The 13,545-nt window shown below is 71.7% G+C and carries 12 protein-coding genes and 3 tRNA genes; 6 read left to right on the forward strand and 9 right to left on the reverse strand.

Features of this window, described 5'->3' with window-relative positions; genetic code table 11:
* The first annotated feature begins 111 nt into the window (after window positions 1-111).
* Entirely contained in the window at window positions 112-1,575 is a 1,464-nt protein-coding gene (locus ACJA3G_RS14830; protein WP_406553440.1) for a N,N-dimethylformamidase beta subunit family domain-containing protein, read from the forward strand.
* 84 nt (window positions 1,576-1,659) lie between these two features.
* Window positions 1,660-2,571 carry a phosphoribosylaminoimidazolesuccinocarboxamide synthase gene (locus ACJA3G_RS14835; RefSeq protein ID WP_406553441.1) on the forward strand — a complete coding sequence of 304 codons (912 nt, stop codon included), beginning with the start codon at window positions 1,660-1,662 and terminating at the stop codon, window positions 2,569-2,571.
* 48 nt (window positions 2,572-2,619) lie between these two features.
* On the opposite strand, the gene ACJA3G_RS14840 is transcribed toward ACJA3G_RS14835, so the two are convergent.
* The 8 genes from ACJA3G_RS14840 to ACJA3G_RS14875 form a co-directional block, all read right to left on the reverse strand.
* Window positions 2,620-2,692, reverse strand: a tRNA-Gly gene (locus ACJA3G_RS14840).
* A gap of 22 nt (window positions 2,693-2,714) precedes the next feature.
* Window positions 2,715-3,347 (reverse strand): response regulator, encoded by a 633-nt coding sequence (locus ACJA3G_RS14845; protein WP_406553442.1) that lies wholly within the window; start codon window positions 3,345-3,347, stop codon window positions 2,715-2,717.
* Window positions 3,344-4,525, reverse strand: coding sequence for a sensor histidine kinase (locus ACJA3G_RS14850; RefSeq protein WP_406553443.1), 1,182 nt, complete (start codon window positions 4,523-4,525; stop codon window positions 3,344-3,346). The genes ACJA3G_RS14845 and ACJA3G_RS14850 overlap by 4 nt, the downstream gene beginning before the upstream one ends.
* 87 nt (window positions 4,526-4,612) lie before the next feature.
* A complete protein-coding gene (locus ACJA3G_RS14855; RefSeq protein ID WP_406553444.1) occupies window positions 4,613-5,422 on the reverse strand; it encodes an ABC transporter permease in 810 nt (269 codons plus the stop codon).
* The gene (locus ACJA3G_RS14860) at window positions 5,419-6,342 is read right to left on the reverse strand and encodes an ABC transporter ATP-binding protein (protein WP_406553445.1); all 924 of its coding nucleotides are present in this window, start codon (window positions 6,340-6,342) and stop codon (window positions 5,419-5,421) included. Before ACJA3G_RS14860 ends, ACJA3G_RS14855 begins: the two co-directional genes overlap by 4 nt.
* 131 nt (window positions 6,343-6,473) lie before the next feature.
* Window positions 6,474-6,546: transfer RNA gene (locus ACJA3G_RS14865), tRNA-Gly, on the reverse strand.
* Between the two features lie 79 nt (window positions 6,547-6,625).
* Window positions 6,626-6,697 (reverse strand) — tRNA-Gly (locus tag ACJA3G_RS14870).
* Between the two features lie 135 nt (window positions 6,698-6,832).
* Window positions 6,833-7,150 carry an Lsr2 family protein gene (locus ACJA3G_RS14875; RefSeq protein WP_406553446.1) on the reverse strand — a complete coding sequence of 106 codons (318 nt, stop codon included), beginning with the start codon at window positions 7,148-7,150 and terminating at the stop codon, window positions 6,833-6,835.
* A gap of 342 nt (window positions 7,151-7,492) precedes the next feature.
* On the opposite strand from ACJA3G_RS14875, the gene purS reads away from it, so the two are divergent.
* The 3 genes from purS to purL are packed head-to-tail and all read left to right on the forward strand — an operon-like array spanning window position 7,493 to window position 10,670.
* Complete coding sequence (gene purS / locus ACJA3G_RS14880) at window positions 7,493-7,744, forward strand: phosphoribosylformylglycinamidine synthase subunit PurS (protein ID WP_067162360.1); 252 nt, start codon at window positions 7,493-7,495, stop codon at window positions 7,742-7,744.
* Window positions 7,741-8,421 (forward strand): phosphoribosylformylglycinamidine synthase subunit PurQ, encoded by a 681-nt coding sequence (purQ, locus tag ACJA3G_RS14885; RefSeq protein WP_406553447.1) that lies wholly within the window; start codon window positions 7,741-7,743, stop codon window positions 8,419-8,421. The genes purS and purQ overlap by 4 nt, the downstream gene beginning before the upstream one ends.
* A complete protein-coding gene (gene purL / locus ACJA3G_RS14890) occupies window positions 8,421-10,670 on the forward strand; it encodes a phosphoribosylformylglycinamidine synthase subunit PurL (protein ID WP_406553448.1) in 2,250 nt (749 codons plus the stop codon). The genes purQ and purL overlap by 1 nt, the downstream gene beginning before the upstream one ends.
* Before the next feature lie 101 nt (window positions 10,671-10,771).
* On the opposite strand, the gene ACJA3G_RS14895 is transcribed toward purL, so the two are convergent.
* A complete protein-coding gene (locus tag ACJA3G_RS14895) occupies window positions 10,772-12,226 on the reverse strand; it encodes an MFS transporter (protein WP_406553450.1) in 1,455 nt (484 codons plus the stop codon).
* Between the two features lie 218 nt (window positions 12,227-12,444).
* Between ACJA3G_RS14895 and ACJA3G_RS14900 the strand changes: the two genes are divergently transcribed.
* Complete coding sequence (locus tag ACJA3G_RS14900; RefSeq protein ID WP_406553449.1) at window positions 12,445-13,101, forward strand: TetR/AcrR family transcriptional regulator; 657 nt, start codon at window positions 12,445-12,447, stop codon at window positions 13,099-13,101.
* The last annotated feature ends 444 nt before the right edge of the window (window positions 13,102-13,545 follow it).

Genomic DNA, 13,545 nt, shown 5'->3' on the forward strand with positions numbered 1-13,545 from the left:
CTCCGTATCCCGTCAATTCGCGACGAACAGTGACGGAGTGCGTGCGTTATGTGATGTGCTGGAGACCGGCCGCTGACCGGTGGAGTCGGGGGAGTGAGGGAGGCGAGTGGTATGGGGGCGGAGCAGATCCGGCGATGGGAGTCGGGGGCGCTCGCGCACGCGGTCTCCGATCCCTTCGGGCAGGGACCGTTGCCCTGGCTGCGCGGTGGGGAGCACTACTTCGACGACACCGGGCACGTCGTGCCCTGGTACGTCGAGCCCGCCCGGCTCGGCCTGGGGCGGGCCGCCGGTCCCCGTACCGCCGACGACGTACGGATGCAGATCAAGGGGTTCGCCTCCACCGGGGCCGTCGCGCCCGGTGAGGCGGTCGACTTCCACATCACCGTCAACCCGCCGCAGCAGTTCTCGGTCGACATCTACCGCATCGGGCACTACGGCGGCGACGGGGCCGCCCACGTCGCGACCAGCCCCCGGCTCGCCGGGATCGTGCAGCCCGCGCCGCTCACCGCCAACCGGACCGTCTCCTGCCACCACTGGTGGCTCTCCTGGCGCTACCAGGTCCCCTCGTCCGCCGCGCTCGGCGCGTACGTCGCCGTGCTCACCACCGTCGACGGATACCGGTCGCACATCCCCTTCACCGTCCGCGACAGCCGCCCCGCCGATCTGCTGCTCCTGCTCCCCGACATCACCTGGCAGGCCTACAACCTCTTCCCCGAGGACGGCCGCACCGGCGCCTCGCTCTACCACGCGTGGGACGACGAGGGGCGGCTCCTCGGGGAGGAGGACGCCGCCATGACCGTCTCCTTCGACCGGCCGTACGCGGGCGCGGGCCTGCCGCTGCACGTGGGGCACGCGTACGACTTCATCCGCTGGGCCGAGCGGTACGGATACGACCTCGCCTACGCCGACACCCGCGATCTGCACGCCGGACGCGTCGACGCCACCCGCTACCGGGGCCTGGTCTTCCCCGGCCACGACGAGTACTGGTCGGCCCCCATGCGCCGCACGGTCGAGCTCGCCCGCGAGCACGGCACCTCGCTGGTGTTCCTCTCCGCCAACACCCTCTACTGGCAGGTCGACCTCACCCCGTCGCCCTCGGGCGTGCCCGACCGGCTGCTGACCTGCCGCAAGCGGCGCGGGCCCGGCCGGCCGGCGCTGTGGCGGGAAGTCGCGCGGGCCGAACAGCAGTTGCTGGGGATCCAGTACGCGGGGCGCGTGCCCGAGCCGTCCCCATTGGTGGTGCGGAACGCCAGGCACTGGCTCTGGGAGGCCACCGGCGCGGGCGAGGGCGACGAGATCGACGGCCTGGTCGCGGGCGAGGCCGACCGCTACTACCCGCGCACCGCGCTCCCCGAGCACCAGGACCGCATCCTGCTCGCCCACTCGCCGTACCGCGACAGCGAGGGCGCCACCCGGCACCAGGAGACCTCGCTCTACCGGGCCCCCTCCGGCGCGCTCGTCTTCGCCTCCGGCACCTTCGCCTGGTCCCCGGCGCTCGACCGGCCCGGCCACACCGACCCCCGCATCCAGCGCGCCACCGCCAACCTCCTCGACCGGATCTGCAAGCGGGACTGACGACGGGAAGAGCCCCCGTCGCCGGGTACTCGTCACGTGCGAGAGAATCGGAAGCGCTCCTGGATCAATCTACGCGGAGGAACCGTGTCCGGATTTGTAGAAAAGCCCGAGCCGATTCATGTCCCGGGCCTCACCCACCTCCACACGGGCAAGGTCCGCGACCTCTACCGGAACGAGGCCGGCGACCTGGTGATGGTCGCCAGCGACCGGATGTCCGCGTACGACTGGGTGCTGCCGACCGAGATCCCCGACAAGGGCCGGGTGCTCACCCAGCTCTCGCTGTGGTGGTTCGACCGGCTGGCCGACCTCGTCCCGCACCACGTACTCTCCACCGACCTCCCCGAGGGCGCCCCCGCCGACTGGGCCGGGCGCACGCTCATCTGCAAGTCGCTGCGGATGGTCCCGGTGGAGTGCGTGGCGCGCGGCTACCTCACCGGCTCCGGCCTCGTGGAGTACGAGGAGTCCCGTACGGTCTGCGGGCTGGCGCTGCCCGAGGGGCTCAGCAACGGCTCCGAGCTGCCCGCGCCGATCTTCACGCCCGCCACGAAGGCCGCCGTCGGCGACCACGACGAGAACGTCAGCTACGAGGAGGTCGCCCGCCAGGTCGGCGCGGAGACCGCCGCGCTGCTGCGCCAGACGACGCTCGCCGTCTACGGCCGCGCCCGCGACATCGCCCGTGAGCGCGGGATCGTCCTCGCCGACACCAAGTTCGAGTTCGGCTTCGAGACCGTCGACGGCGAGGAGCGGCTCGTCCTGGCCGACGAGGTCCTCACGCCCGACTCCTCGCGGTTCTGGCCGGCCGAGACCTGGGAGCCGGGCCGGGCGCAGCCGTCGTACGACAAGCAGTTCGTGCGCGACTGGCTGACCTCCGCCGCCTCCGGCTGGGACCGCCACGGCGAGCAGCCGCCGCCCCCGCTGCCGCAGGAGGTCGTGGATGCCACCCGGGCCAAGTACCTGGAGGCATACGAGCAGCTGACCGGCACCAGCTGGGGCTGAGCATACGAAGAAGCCCCCGGCCTGATGACCGGGGGCTTCTTCTCGCTGAGCGGACGACGAGATTCGAACTCGCGACCCTCACCTTGGCAAGGTGATGCTCTACCAACTGAGCCACGTCCGCATGCGCCGTAGCGCGGAGCCAACTATACCCAACCGCGGCGGCGGGCGAGACGCACCGCCGTGTGACGGTTCTCCGCACCCAGCTTCGAGGCGGCCGAGGAGAGGTAGTTCCGGACGGTCCCCGGGGAGAGGCCGGCCCGTTCCGCGATCTCCGCGACGGGCGCCCCGTCGGCCGCCAGCTCCAGGACCTCGGCCTCGCGCGCGGTGAGCGGGGAGTCCCCGGCGGAGATCGCGTCGGCCGCCAACTCCGGGTCCACATAGCGGTTTCCGGCGTGTACGGACCTGATGATCTCCGCCAGTCCGCGCGCGCTCACCGTCTTCGGTACGAAGCCGCGCACCCCGGCCGCGAGCGCCCGCTTGAGGTGGCCCGGCCGCCCGTGGCTCGTCACGATCATGGTGCGGCAGCCGGGCAGTTCGGCCCGCAGGGATGTGGCGACACTCACACCGTCCGCCCCCGGCATCTGGAGGTCGAGGACGGCCACATCGGGCCGGTGGGCGCGGGCCATCGCCAGCGCCTCGGGCCCGGAGGCGGCCTCGGCGACCACGGTGAGGTCGTCCTCCAGGCCGAGCAGCGCGGCCAGCGCGCCCCGGATCAGATGCTCGTCGTCGGCGAGCAGGACCCGTACGGGCGCCGGCCGCCCCTCGGACCTCGTCATACGGTCAGCTCCTCGGCCGGTTCCGCCGCACCGCACAGCGGCACGGTCGCGGTCAGCAGGAAGCGCGTCCCCGAGCGGGCCGCCTCCAGGGTGCCGCCCATCGGGGCGAGCCGTTCGCGCAGCCCCGCCAGGCCCGAACCGGGGGCGGCGGGGGCGAGGCCGGACACGCCGTCGTTCTCCACGACCAGGGTGACGGCGGGGCCGTCGGCCGCGAGCCGGATGGCGCAGCCGCGCGCGTTGCCGTGCCGCAGCACGTTGGTGGTGGCCTCGCGCACCACCCAGCCGAGCGCCGACTGCACCCCGGCGGGCAGCCCGGTGGCCGTGCCGGTGACCGTGCAGTCGATCCCGGCCGCCTCCAGCACGCCCCGGGCCCCGTCGAGTTCGACGCCCAGGTCCGCTTCGCGGTAGCCGCGCACCACTTCCCGTACCTCTCGTTGCGACTCCCGCGCGATGCGCTGGACCTCGATCATCTGGGCCACCGCCTCCGGCCGGCCGCGCTCGGCGAGCTGGACGGCGAGCTCGCTCTTGAGGGCGATCACCGCGAGGTTGCGGCCGAGCACATCGTGCATGTCCCGCCCGAAGCGGAGCCGTTCCTCGGCCACGGCGAGGCGCGCCTGGACGTCCCTGGCCTCCTCGGCCTGCCACATGTTGCGCAGCCCCCAGGCCCCCGGCCGGACCGTGACCAGCATCAGCGCCCCCGCGATCACCACCGTCGGCAGCGGCGCGACCAGTTCCACGCCCCGCGCCCCGGTGGCCGCGAAGGAGGCGGTGACCAGGAGCGCGTAGCCCAGGCAGTGCAGCAGGAAGGTGCGGACCGGCACCAGCAGGGCGTACGGGATCATCAGCGCGATCGGCAGATCGGCCAGGAGCAGCGGGAACACACTGGGCGTGTCCGTGGCGGCGACGGCCGCGAGCAGCACGGTGCCGGCGCCGAGCAGGGCCGCCGGGGCGGCCAGCAGCCGGCGCGGGAAGGCGCTGTGGCCGAGGTAGTCGTCGTAGGCGGGGCCGATCCGGCGGGTGCCCACCACGCACTGCGCGATGTTCACGGCGAGCAGCGCCGCGCCGAGGACCGTGCTCAGCGCGCCGCGCGGCCCGGCCGCGAGCAGCGGCAGGACACCCCAGGTCAGCAGGAAGAACCAGAGCATCGCCGCCATGGTGTTGCGCGTGTACAGGTCCATCTTCTGGATCCTGCTGCGCTCCTGCCAGCGCCGTCGCCAGCCGCCGATCCGGCGTATCCGACCGAGCACCCCGTCCGTCCCCCCGTGTCAGCGCCGCGGTTCCCAGCGGAACCGCCTGCGTACAGCAAACACGCCGAGCAGCGTCCAGGCCACCGCCGTGGCGAGCCGGCCGAGGATGTCGGCGCCGTCGAGCGCTCCCGTCCAGCCGCCTCTGATCAGGGCGATCGCCGGGGAGAGCGGCAGGAGTTCGCAGACCGAGGCCAGCGCGTCGGGCATCAGGTCCACCGGGACGACCAGGCCGGAGCCGGCCATCGACAGGAGCATCACCGGCATCACGGAGATCTGCGCGCTCTCCGCGGAGCGGGTGAAGGCCGCGGTCGCCGCCGCGAGTACGCACATCAGCAGCATGCCGAGCAGCAGCCCCGCCACCGCGAGCCACACCGCGCGGGGCGCGGCGACGTCCAGGGCCGCCGTGCAGCCGGCCGCGAGCAGCACGCACTGGACCAGCGCCAGCGTGACCGCCGGGAGCGCGGCGCCCGCCAGGATCTCCAGGTCCCGCAGTTCGCCGGTGCGCAGCCGCTTGAGGACGAGCTCCTCACGGCGTACGACGAAGACGCCGGTCAGCGCCGAGTAGACGGCGAAGAGCAGGACGTAGCCGAGCGAGCCGGGCAGCAGGACCGTGCCGACGGTCAGTCCGCTGTCCGCGAGGTCCATGCCGTCGACGGCCGAGCTCATGGAGAAGGTGAGCATCGCGGGCAGCACCAGGGCGGTGAACATCGCCGCCTTGTTGCGGCCGAGCAGGGTGAGTTCGGCGCGGGCGAGCGCCTTCATCCGGGACGCGGGGGTGCTCGCCGACGGCGTACCGGTGCGCGGCAGGGGCAGGTGTGTGGTGCTCATCGGGTCGGCTCCTGTTCCCGGGCGATGTGCAGGAAGGCCTCTTCGAGGGTGGCCGAGCGGATGTCGAGACCGCGCAGCTCGACGCGGTTGTCCCGGGCCCACAGCAGCAGTTCGGTGGCGGTGTGCTGGAGGGCGGTGGTCCGCAGCCGTACGGTCCGGCCCTCGCACTCGTGGGCGCCGACGCCGAGCCGGGCCAGTGGGGGCAGGTCGCCCAGGTGGTAGCCGTCGGGCAGGTCGAAGCAGAGGCGGGAGGGCTGGGCGGCGACCACCTCGGCCACCCGCCCGGCGGCGGCGATGCGCCCCTCGTGCAGGATCGCGAGCCGTTCGGCGAGCGCCTCGGCCTCCTCCAGGTAGTGCGTGGTGAGCAGCACGGTGGTGCCCGTGTCCCGCAGTTCGCGGACCAGCTCCCAGGTGGTGTGGCGGCCCTCGGCGTCCAGGCCGGTGGTCGGCTCGTCGAGGAAGAGCACCTCGGGCCGGGCGAGCAGGGCGAGCGCGAGGTCGAGGCGCCGCTTCTCGCCGCCGGAGAGCTGCTTGACGCGTACGTCCGCGCGCCGGGCGAGCCCGACCAGCTCCAGCGCCTCGCCCACGGGCCGGGCTCCGCCGGTGCAGCCGGCCCACATCCGTACCGTCTCGGCGACCGTCAGCTCGGACGGGAAGCCGCCCTCCTGGAGCATCACCCCGGTGCGGGGGCGTACGGCGGCGCGTTCGGTGTACGGGTCGTGGCCGAGCACCCGGACCGTTCCGCCGCTCGGCGGGGTGAGGCCTTCGAGCAGTTCGACGGTGGACGTCTTGCCGGCGCCGTTGGTGCCGAGCAGCGCGAAGAGCTCACCGCGCGCCACGGAGAAGGAGATTCCACGGACGGCCTCGAAGCCCCCGGCGTAGGTGCGCCGCAGCTCCTCGACCTCGATCACATCTGGCATGCGTCCAGCGTTCCGCGGGAGCGGGGCCGGGGGCAGTGCGCGGTGTCACCGCCGCTCATGACAAATGTCAGCGCGTCCTCGTGCGCACACGACGAAGGCCCCGGTCTGATGACCGGGGCCTTCGCCTTCTGAGCGGACGACGAGATTCGAACTCGCGACCCTCACCTTGGCAAGGTGATGCTCTACCAACTGAGCCACGTCCGCATTGCTGCCGCTCGGCTCTCACCGGGCGGTGCGAACACCACTCTACCTGATCCACAACCGTGGTCGGTAAGCGATGCAGAGCGGGTGACAGGAATTGCACACTGCGCCTTCCCCCTGGAAGGGGGATGTTCTACTACTGAACTACACCCGCACGCTCCGGTGGACCGGGCCTTTCGGCCTTGCCCCTCGGCGTGCTCCAGACTCTAGCCGATCACCCCGGGTGCCGTGCAACTCGGTTGCCGGGGCCCGCACTCCGGGGGCCCCGGCGCCGCTCGCGTCCGGCCGCTCAGCTCGCCGCGCTGAACGCCTCGTAGACCTTCTTGGGGATGCGCCCCCGGGTCGGCACCTCCATGTGGTGCGAGCGGGCCCAGGCACGGACCGCCGCCGGGTCGGGGGCGACGTCGGTGTGCCGGAAGGCCTTACCGGACCTCGACTGCTTGCGCCCGGCCTTCACATACGGTGCCAGAGCCTTGCGCAGCTTCTTCGCATTGACGAGATTGAGATCGATCTCGTAGGCCTTCCCGTCCAGGCCGAACGTGACCGTTTCCGCCGCTTCTCCGCCGTCCAGGTCGTCGGAGAGCGTGACTACTACGCGCTGAGCCACGGATATCGGTTCCTTCCTGTGGTCCGCCGTTCTCACGTGTCTGACGTGCGGCGATCCCGGCCTACTGGCTGTTTTGGAGCAAGGCTGTTTCTCTCGGGTTTCCCCCGAGAAGCCTTTGTACAGCCGCCAGCATTGCATTGTGAAGCCCAGACAATTGCATCCGCGTGTCCGATCGCAATGTACGGGGACGGTTTTTTTCCGGGGTTTCCCGGGATTTTTCCCACACACGGTCGGGACCGAAACCGGAACGTGATCGGACCTCTTCGATATCTACTCGCGTAGATTTTCCGGCCGGGTACTCTGAGGGAACCGCCTTCGCACCACACCACCACGGGAGTGCCAGTGGCACGCGTCGTAGTCGACGTCATGCTCAAGCCGGAGATCCTCGACCCGCAGGGACAGGCGGTGCAGCGCGCACTGCCCCGTCTCGGCTTCGAGGGGATCGCCGACGTTCGCCAGGGGAAGCGTTTCGAACTCGATGTGGAGGGGCCCCTCGACGAGGCCGCCCTCGCCCGCATCCACGAGATGGCCGAAACGTTCCTCGCCAACACCGTCATCGAGGACTTCACCGTGAAGGTCGAGGAGTCCAAGTGACTGCTCGCATCGGTGTCGTCACCTTCCCCGGAACGCTCGACGACCGCGACAGCCTGCGGGCCGTGCGGATCGCGGGTGCCGAGCCGGTGTCGCTGTGGCACCGCGACAAGGACCTCAAGCAGGTCGACGCGGTCGTCCTGGCCGGCGGCTTCTCCTACGGCGACTACCTGCGGGCCGGAGCCATCTCCCGCTTCTCGCCGGTGATGGAGACGGTCATCGACCAGGCGAAGGCCGGCATGCCGGTGCTCGGCATCTGCAACGGCTTCCAGGTCCTCACCGAGTCCCACCTGCTGCCGGGCGCCATGCTCCGCAACAACCACCTGCACTTCATCTGCCGCGAGCAGAAGCTGCGGGTGGAGAACGCGCGGACCGCGTGGACCGCCGACTACGAGGCGGGCCAGGAGATCCGGGTCCCGCTGAAGAACATGGACGGCCGGTACGTCGCCGACGAGCGCACGCTCGACGAGCTGGAGGCCGAGGGCCGCGTCGCCTTCCGCTACCTGGACATGAACCCCAACGGCTCGCTCCGCGACATCGCCGGCATCACCAACGCCGCCGGCAACGTCGTCGGTCTGATGCCGCACCCCGAGCACGCCGTGGAGCCGCTGGTCGGCACCGGCCGCACCGACGGCCTCGGTTTCTTCACCTCGATCCTCAAGAAGCTGGTCAACGCCTGATGAGCCTCGACACCGTCAAGCACGCCACCGGGACGCCCGACGTCGAGCAGCCGTGGAAGGAGCTCGGCCTCAAGGAGGACGAGTACGCCCGGATCCGCCAGATCCTGGGCCGCCGCCCCACCGGCGCCGAGCTCGCCATGTACTCCGTGATGTGGTCGGAGCACTGCTCGTACAAGAGCAGCAAGGTCCATCTGCGCCAGTTCGGCGAGAAGACGCCCGAGAACGACGCGATGCTCGTGGGCATCGGCGAGAACGCGGGCGTCGTCGACGTCGGCCAGGGCTACGCGGTCACCTTCAAGGTGGAGTCCCACAACCACCCCAGCTACATCGAGCCGTACCAGGGCGCGGCCACCGGGGTCGGCGGCATCGTCCGCGACATCCTGGCGATGGGCGCCCGCCCGGTCGCGGTCGTCGACCCGCTGCGCTTCGGCGCGGCCGAGCACCCCGACACCAAGCGCGTCCTGCCGGGCGTGGTCGCGGGCATCGGCGGCTACGGCAACTGCCTGGGCCTGCCGAACATCGGCGGCGAGGTCGTCTTCGACGAGTGCTACCAGGGCAACCCGCTGGTCAACGCCGGCTGCATCGGTGTGATGAAGCACGAGGACATCCACCTCGCGAAGGCCTCGGGCCCCGGCAACAAGGTGATCCTCTACGGCGCCCGTACCGGCGGCGACGGCATCGGCGGTGTCTCGGTCCTGGCCTCGGAGACCTTCGAGTCGACGGGTCCCGCCAAGAGGCCCGCGGTCCAGGTCGGCGACCCCTTCCAGGAGAAGCTCCTCATCGAGTGCACCCTGGAGATCTTCCGGGAGAAGCTGGTCGCGGGCATCCAGGACCTGGGCGGCGCGGGCCTGTCCTGCGCGACCTCGGAGCTGGCTAGCGCCGGCTCCGGCGGTATGCGCGTGGACCTGGAGACGGTCCCGCTGCGCGACGCCACGCTCTCGCCGGAGGAGATCCTCATGAGCGAGTCCCAGGAGCGCATGTGCGCGGTGGTCGAGCCGCGGTACGTGGACCGCTTCATGGAGATCTGCGAGAAGTGGGACGTCATCGCCACCGTGATCGGTGAGGTGACGGACGGCGAGCGTCTTGAGATCTTCTGGCACGGCGAGCAGATCGTGGACGTACCGCCGCGGACCGTGGCGCACGAGGGCCCGGTGTACGAGCGTCCCTACGCCCGTCCTTCCTGGCAGGACGCGCTCCAGGCGGACGACGCGGGCAGGCTGCCGCGGCCGTCGACGCCCGAGGAGCTGCGGGCGCAGGTCCTGCGCCTGGTCGGCTCCCCCAACCAGGCGTCCAAGGCCTGGATCACGGACCAGTACGACCGCTTCGTGCAGGGCAACACCGTCCTCGCGCAGCCCGAGGACGCGGGCATGGTCCGTATCGACGAGGAGTCGAACCTCGGTGTCGCGATGGCGACGGACGGCAACGGCCGGTACGCGAAGCTCGACCCGTACACGGGCGCGCAGCTCGCGCTGGCCGAGGCGTACCGCAACGTGGCCGCCTCCGGCGCGAAGCCGCTGGCCATCTCGGACTGCCTGAACTTCGGTTCGCCCGAGGACCCGGACGTGATGTGGCAGTTCGCCGAGGCCACCCGGGGTCTCGCGGACGGCTGCCTCCAGCTCGGTACGCCGGTGACCGGCGGCAACGTCTCGCTCTACAACCAGACCGGTGACACCGCCATCCACCCGACGCCGGTGGTCGCGGTCCTCGGTGTGATCGACGACGTCACGCGCCGTACGCCGATCGCCTTCGCGGAGCAGGGCCAGCTGCTGTACCTCCTCGGTGACACCCGTGAGGAGTTCGGCGGTTCGGCCTGGTCCCAGGTGATCCACGACCACCTGGGCGGGCTGCCGCCGCGGGTGGACCTGGACCGGGAGAAGCTGCTCGGCGAGATCCTGATCTCGGCCTCGCGCGACGGGATGATCGACGCGGCGCACGACCTGTCCGACGGCGGACTGGTCCAGGCCGTGGTCGAGTCCTGCCTGCGGGGCGGGAACGGGGCGCGGCTGGTGGTCCCGGACGGGCTCTCCGCGTTCACCTTCCTCTTCAGCGAGTCCGCGGGACGGGCGGTCGTCGCGGTGCCGCGCAGCGAGGAGCTCCGCTTCACGGACATGTGCGGGGCCCGGGGCCTGCCGGCGACCCGTATCGGTGTCGTCGACGGGGATTCCGTCGAGGTGCAGGGCGAGTTCACGGTGGGCCTGGCGGAGCTGCGCGAGGTCCACGAGGCGACGATTCCGGCGCTGCTGGCGTGAGGTGATCCGTCCCCCCGTACGGGGGAAGGGGCCCCGGGGATCTCCCCGGGGCCCCTTCGTCTTCGTCGGTTTCTTCGGGTTTCCCTCGCCTTTCCCGGGGCTCAGCCGGCCTGGCGCGGCAGGCGGGCCGCCAGGACGGCCGCCGCCGCCATCAGTACCGCGCCCACCACGAACACCACGTCCATCCCGGTGGTGAGGGCCTGGACCCCCGAGGCGTGCGCCGGCCCGCGCAGCGCGCCGAGCCCGCTCGTGGAGCCGCCCGGCCCCTTCGCCTCGTAGACCCGGCTCAGCAGGGTGCCGAACAGGGCCGTGCCCAGGGCGTTGCCGAGGGTCTGGAAGAAGCGGGTGCCCGTCGTCGCGACGCCCAGCTGCCGGGGCGGGGCGGCCTGCTGGACGATCAGGACGAGCTGTCCGACGAGCAGACCGAACCCGACGCCCATCAGCAGCAGTTCGCCCCGGATCTGCCACAGGCTGCTGGACACCCCGGTGGTCGCCAGCAGGACCAGGGCCGCCGTCGCCGCCGTCGAGCCGGCCAGGACGAACGTCTTCTGCGACCAGCCGCGTGCCGCGAGCCGCTCCGAGGCGATACCCACCGCCGTCATCCCGATCGCCATCGGGATCAGGTAGAGGCCGGCCGAGGTGGCCTCGATGCCCCGGACGACCTGGAGGTAGATCATCACGTACACCAGGGTGCCCATCATGGCGGCCCCGACCAGCCCCTGGATGGCGAAGCCGAGCCGCATCGCGGGGACCTTGAACATCGACAGCGGCAGGATCGGTTCGGCCGCCGTGGTCTGGCGGCGCAGGAACAGTGCCAGTGCCGCCGCGCTCGCCGCCGCGAGGCCGAGGATCTGCGGCGAGGACCAGGCGTAGTCCTTGCCGCCCCACTCCGTCACCAGCAGCAGGGACACCGAGAACGCCGCCGCGAGCGCCGCGCCCGCGAAGTCGATCCGGTGCCGCACCGGGGTCACCGGCAGTCGCAGCACCATGGCCGCCCCGACCAGCACGGCGATACCGACGGGCAGGTTGACGTAGAAGATCCAGCGCCAGTCGGCGTGGTCCGCGAGCGTGCCGCCGAGCCACGGTCCGAGCGCCATGCCGGCGCCGGCCACCACCCCGCCGATGCTGCCGCCCTTGCCGCGTCCGCCGCCCGCGCCGCCGCCGTTCCCGGGGGCCTGGAGCTGGGCGAGGACCACCATGGTCACGCTCATCAGACCGCCGCCGCCGACGCCCTGCACCGCGCGGGCCGCGATGAGTTCACCCATGGACTGCGCGGCCCCGCACAGCGCCGAGCCGAGCAGGAAGGTGGCGATGGCGCCCACGAACACCTTCTTGGCGCCGATGGTGTCGCACAGCTTCCCGTACAGCGGCAGCACGGCCGCCGAGGCGAGCGCGAACGCGCTGATCAGCCACGGGATCTTGTCCATGCCGTGCACCGGGTCGAGGTCCCGGACGATCGGGACGGTCGCGGCCGAGACGATGTTGGTGTCGAGCACCGCGAGCAGGATCGTCACCAGGCAGACGGCGAACGCGATCTTCGTACGGGCCGGCGACATCGGGGTGCCGGCCGCGGCGGCCGGTGTGCTGGTACGCGGGACCGTCCGCGCTGCTTCGGGCATGGCTGTGCCCGGTGTCCTGGACATGGTGAATTCCCCCTCCGGGGCGTCGGACGGGCCGTACGCCGTGGTCGTCTTCGGCACCACTGTGGAGCATGTAGCTATACCGAGTCAATGTTTTATCCAGGATCAATATTCATCCTGGTACAGTGACGCTCATGGTGGAGTACGAGGAGTCACCCCCGGCCGGTCTGGGCCTGCGGGAGCGCAAGAAGTGGCAGACCCGGCGCCGGCTCATGGGTGCGGCGGTGGAGCTCTTCACCGAGCGGGGCTTCGACAAGGTCTCGGTGGCGGAGATCGCCGAGGCGGCCGAGGTGTCGAAGATGACCGTCTTCAACCACTTCGGCAGCAAGGAGGACCTGGCGCTCGGGCCGGTGGAGGAGCACATCGAGGACGTGGTCCGCGCCGTCCGCGAGCGCGCGCCGGGCGACTCCGCGACCACCGCCGTGCGCCGCCACTACCTGGCGGCGGTGGCGGCCCGGGACCCCGCGGTGGGCCTCTGCGACCGCCCGCTCGTCGTCAAGCTGCTGCGGCTCATCATGGAGACCCCGGTCCTGCTGAACCGGGCCCACGCGGCGCTCGTCCGCAGCTCCGACCTGCTCGCGGAGGCGCTGTACGAGGAGACCGGGGACCCGGTGCTCGCGCGGGTCGCGGCGGCGCAGCTGATGGGTACGCGCGCGACGCTGGTCGGCGAGAACCACCGACGGCTGCTGCTCGGCGACCCGGCCGAGCGGATCGTGCCGGACGCGGAGCGGTTGGCGGGGGAGGCGTTCGACTTGGTGGAGTTCGGCTTGGGCAACTTCGCAACGAGGTAGCCCCTCGACCCCCGTTCGGCTGCGGCCCGGGCCGGCCGGGTCTTTGTCTGCAGGTGGCGGTGGGCTGGTCGCGCAGTTCCCCGCGCCCCTAGGGGGTCGGCCGCAGCCGGAGCAGTTGGCTCAGCCACCGGGCCCTGAAGGGGCGCGGGGAACTGCGCGACCAGCCACCCACGGCCCGCAGCCGAAGACCGGGCCTTCAAGGGGCGCGGGGAACTGCGCGACCAGCCACCCACGGCCCGCAGCCGAAGACCGGGCCTTCAAGGGGCGCGGGGAACTGCGCGACCAGCCACAGCGCACCCGCAGACGAATGACCGGCCCGACAGGGGCGCGGGGAACTGCGCGAGCAACCCACAACCGGCCCGCAGACAAACCCCCGGCCCAGGGAACGGCGCGGGCAACCCATCACCACCCGCACACGAACCCCCGCCCCAATAGGCTCCCCGC

The organism is Streptomyces sp. YS-3 (assembly GCF_045257485.1).
Lineage (GTDB): Bacteria > Actinomycetota > Actinomycetes > Streptomycetales > Streptomycetaceae > Streptomyces.